The sequence below is a fragment of the Brevundimonas sp. genome (assembly GCF_036659295.1).
In the GTDB taxonomy this organism is placed as follows: domain Bacteria; phylum Pseudomonadota; class Alphaproteobacteria; order Caulobacterales; family Caulobacteraceae; genus Brevundimonas.
This window is the reverse complement of the sequence record NZ_JAVXCU010000141.1, coordinates 1-3,478: the sequence shown is the minus strand read 5'-3', so window position 1 is coordinate 3,478 and position 3,478 is coordinate 1. Positions and strand designations below refer to the sequence as shown.

General features: G+C 61.2%; 5 protein-coding genes. 4 read left to right on the top strand and 1 reads right to left on the bottom strand.

The genetic code is table 11. The features are described 5' to 3' along the window. The coding region (locus RSB01_RS13820; RefSeq protein ID WP_332625711.1) for an MFS transporter at positions 1-529 on the bottom strand (529 nt) is incomplete at its 3' end. Positions 530-627: 98 nt separating this feature from the next. Between RSB01_RS13820 and RSB01_RS13815 the strand changes: the two genes are divergently transcribed. From RSB01_RS13815 to ygiD, 4 genes are all read left to right on the top strand, one after another. Further along, complete coding sequence (locus RSB01_RS13815) at positions 628-1,581, top strand: D-alanyl-D-alanine carboxypeptidase family protein (RefSeq protein WP_332590372.1); 954 nt, start codon at positions 628-630, stop codon at positions 1,579-1,581. After that, positions 1,578-2,069: a hypothetical protein gene (locus RSB01_RS13810; RefSeq protein WP_332590371.1), complete on the top strand. Its 492-nt coding sequence runs from the start codon at positions 1,578-1,580 to the stop codon at positions 2,067-2,069. The genes RSB01_RS13815 and RSB01_RS13810 overlap by 4 nt, the downstream gene beginning before the upstream one ends. Positions 2,070-2,153: 84 nt before the next feature. Beyond that, positions 2,154-2,756, top strand: coding sequence for an NAD(P)H:quinone oxidoreductase (gene wrbA / locus RSB01_RS13805; protein WP_332590370.1), 603 nt, complete (start codon positions 2,154-2,156; stop codon positions 2,754-2,756). Positions 2,757-2,760: 4 nt separating this feature from the next. Further along, positions 2,761-3,478: 4,5-DOPA dioxygenase extradiol (gene ygiD / locus RSB01_RS13800; protein WP_332625709.1), on the top strand; the 718-nt coding region annotated here is incomplete at its 3' end.

Below are 3,478 nucleotides of genomic sequence, written 5' to 3'. Positions count from 1 at the left end.
CATAGGTCCCGAACCCGCCACGCACCACGATGGTCGGCAGGACGAGGATCAGGATCACGCCGATGATGTTGAAGAACTGCCAGAAGCCATAGACGCGGCTGCGCTGGTTGTATTCGGGGGCCAGAACGGCGGCCCAGCCCATCTGGCCCAGCGTTCCCATGGAAAAGCCCAGATAGAGAAACAGAAGCCAGCCAAACAGATAGGCGGGGCTGTCCCCCGGCTTGGCCATGACGAACATCATCAGGGCCGCCAGCATCAGTATAGGGGCCGAGGCCACCATCCACGGGCGATAGCGGCCCATAGGCGTGCGGGTGCGGTCCATCGCCCAGCCGATGAGCGGATCAAAGCCGATATCGATCAGGCGTACGGCCATAAAGACCGCAGCCACCACACCCAGTTCCAGCCCCACATGGGTGGCGTAATATTCCGGCAGGGTGACGGGCAGGGCCACGCCGAATGCGGCCAACGGCAGGCATGGACCGCTAAAGGCCGCCAGAACAGCATTGGAACGGCGCGGGCTGGTGGACATGTGCAGGTATCCGCAACAGCGATTCAGGAAGCCTGCATGATGGTCTGATCCGGCATCGGGCGCGAGAACAGATTGAAGCTCGCTGAACGGGGTTGCGAATGACGGCGCAATCGGGCCTCTTTGGTCGCATGTATTTGCGATTCAAATGGCGGTCTGCGCTTCGTTGGGGGGCAGGCTCGATTGCAGGTCTGGCTGTGGCCCTGTCGGTGGCTCCGGCTATGGCGCTGGCCGAAGGTGCACCTGCGACGACGGCGGCTCTGTTGGATGCAGAGATTTGCGACCGCGATAACGGCGCGTTCGATCAGGCGGCTTCGGCCAACAGTATCAATCTGTACGCCTTGCAGTGGAGCCCGTTCGGGCCGTCCGAAATGGGTTGGGAAACCTATGTGCCGCTGATCCAGAAAGAGCTGGGAACCGGATGTGACCCGACCTCTGCGGCCTTTGCGGAAAAACTGTCTCTGTTCCAGATCCGGCACGGGCTGATGTCCAATGGCCAGTTCGACGAGGCAACCTTTGCTGTGTTTCGCGGCCTCTGGCAGGAGCGCCGGCCGTTCATTCTGGCGCGTATTCGCGGAGAATGTCCGTCACCGCCGCCGATCGCGGACCTGTCCTATCTGGTCGCGGGTGAAGAACATGCCGAGCGGATGACGCGCATGGCGCGCCGGGATGTGCTGGAGGCCTATCGCGACATGGTGGCGGCTGCCCGCCGTGAAGTGCCCGAGGTATCCACCCAGTCCGAGCTGTTGCAAATCTTCTCGTCCTTCCGCGAGCCGGAGGCCGATGCGGCCCGATGTGCGCGTGACGGCAATTGTGACGGTGTACGCCGCGCCGCCTGTTCGGCCCACCGCACGGGGACGGCGCTGGATATCTATGTCGGCCATTTGCTGGGCTATGGCGTGGATTCCACCCATGCCCATAACCGCCGCTATATGAGCCAGACCCAGACCTATCGCTGGCTGGTCAAGAATGCCGAGCGGTTCGGCTTTGTGCCCTATGCCTTCGAGCCATGGCACTGGGAGTGGGTTGGGCCACCCGGAGGTTCGGCCCTTTGAAACCGCAGCGCATCCGCACCCTGACGTCCAATGAGCGCGAACTGGCCCGCGAGGTGTTCGGTAATGCCATAGGTCTGGATCGGGTGCGGGTGTTCCGGTCGCCATGGCCGCTGGTGCGGGCCTTTGTGCCTGGGCGGTGGTTCGGACGCGAATGGATATCGTGGCCGGACCGCTATTACCACGCGGACATGGCGCTGGCCCCTTTGGCGATACAGGCGATCTTTGTGCATGAGATGGTGCATGTCTGGCAGGCCCAGCAGGGCGTGAACCTGCTGTTCGCCAAGATCAGGGCAGGGGATAGCACGGCGTCCTATACCTATCCGGTCAGCGATATATGCCACTGGGACGGGCTGAATATCGAGCAACAGGCCATGGTGGTCGAGCACCGTTTTCGTCTGTCACGCGGTCTTAAAGTTCCGGCAGACATGATGTTCTATGATCGCGTTTGCCCTATCGGTCGGGAGCCGAATGACAAAATAATTGCCTAAACGCCTTGCACATCACGGTGAAGGGATTAAATGAAACATCTGCTGTTACTAAACGGCATGTTGTCTTATTTTCCGGAGTTCCCTGTGCCCAAGATTCTCGTGCTTTATCATTCGACCTACGGCCATATCGAACAGATGGCCTATGCCATGGCCGAAGGTGCCGCTCAGGTTGAAGGCGCTGTTGTCGATGTGAAGCGCGTGCCGGAAACCGTGCCTGAAGAAGTGGCCCGCAACGCCCATTACAAGATGGATCAGGAAGCGCCGATCGCCACTGTGGCCGATTTGGAAAACTATGACGCCATCATCATCGGCGCAGGCACCCGTTTTGGCTCGGCCGCATCGCAAATGCGCGCCTTCCTGGACCAAACCGGCGGCCAGTGGGCGCAAGGCAAGCTGATCGGCAAGGTCGGTGGTGCGTTCACCGCCTCGGCGACCCAGCACGGCGGTCAGGAAACCACCTTCAGCGGTCTGCACAACTTCTTCCTGCACCACGGCATGCTGATTGCCGGTCTGCCGTATTCGTTCGCAGGTCAGATGAACATGGACGAGATCGTCGGTGGTTCGCCTTACGGTGCTACGACCCTGACCAAGGGCGACGGCTCGCGTATGCCTAGCCAGATCGAACTGGATGGCGCACGCTTCCAGGGGAAACACATCGCGCAAGTCGCGAAGAAGCTTCACGGTTAAGGTCATGAAACAGCCCGCAATCTTCTTTGGACACGGATCGCCCATGAACGCTCTGGGGGGAGAGTTCGCTGATGGCTGGAAGGCCCTTGGCGCGCAACTCGGCAAACCCAAGGGTGTAGTCATGGTGTCCGCGCACTGGGAGACGCGCGGGCTGGGCGTGACGGCTATGGCGCAGCCGCAGACCATCCATGACTTTGGTGGTTTTCCGCCTGCGCTGCATGCCATGCAGTATCCGGCACCCGGTTCGCCAGAACTGGCGGCGCGTGTGTCGGAACTGACGGGGGCTATCCAGACCGACCAGTGGGGTCTGGATCACGGCACATGGTCGGTTCTGGCCCATGTGTGGCCGGATGCCGATGTGCCGGTGGTGCAGTTGTCGCTGGATCGCGATCTGGACACGCGCGGCCATTATGAACTGGCCAAGGCGCTGCGCCCCTTGCGCGACGAAGGCTATCTGATCGCCGGTTCGGGCGACTTTGTGCACAATCTGCGGACGTGGAAACGCGATGGCGGCGAACCCTATGACTGGGCGACCGACTTTAACGAGGCCGTAAAGGCCGCCTTTGTTCGCGGCGACCACGCAGCTCTGATCGGCTGGGTAAATCTGGCCGAGAACGCACAACTGTCGGTGCCGACTGACGAGCACTACTTGCCGCTGCTCTATGTGGCAGCCCAGCAGCAAGAGGGCGAACCTGTCGACTTCTTCAATGACGAGGTCGTGG

Coding starts and splice junctions, on each gene's coding strand:
- RSB01_RS13815 (WP_332590372.1), top strand. CDS start 628: ATGACGGCGCAATCGGGCCTCTTTGGTCGCATGTATTTGCGATTCAAA.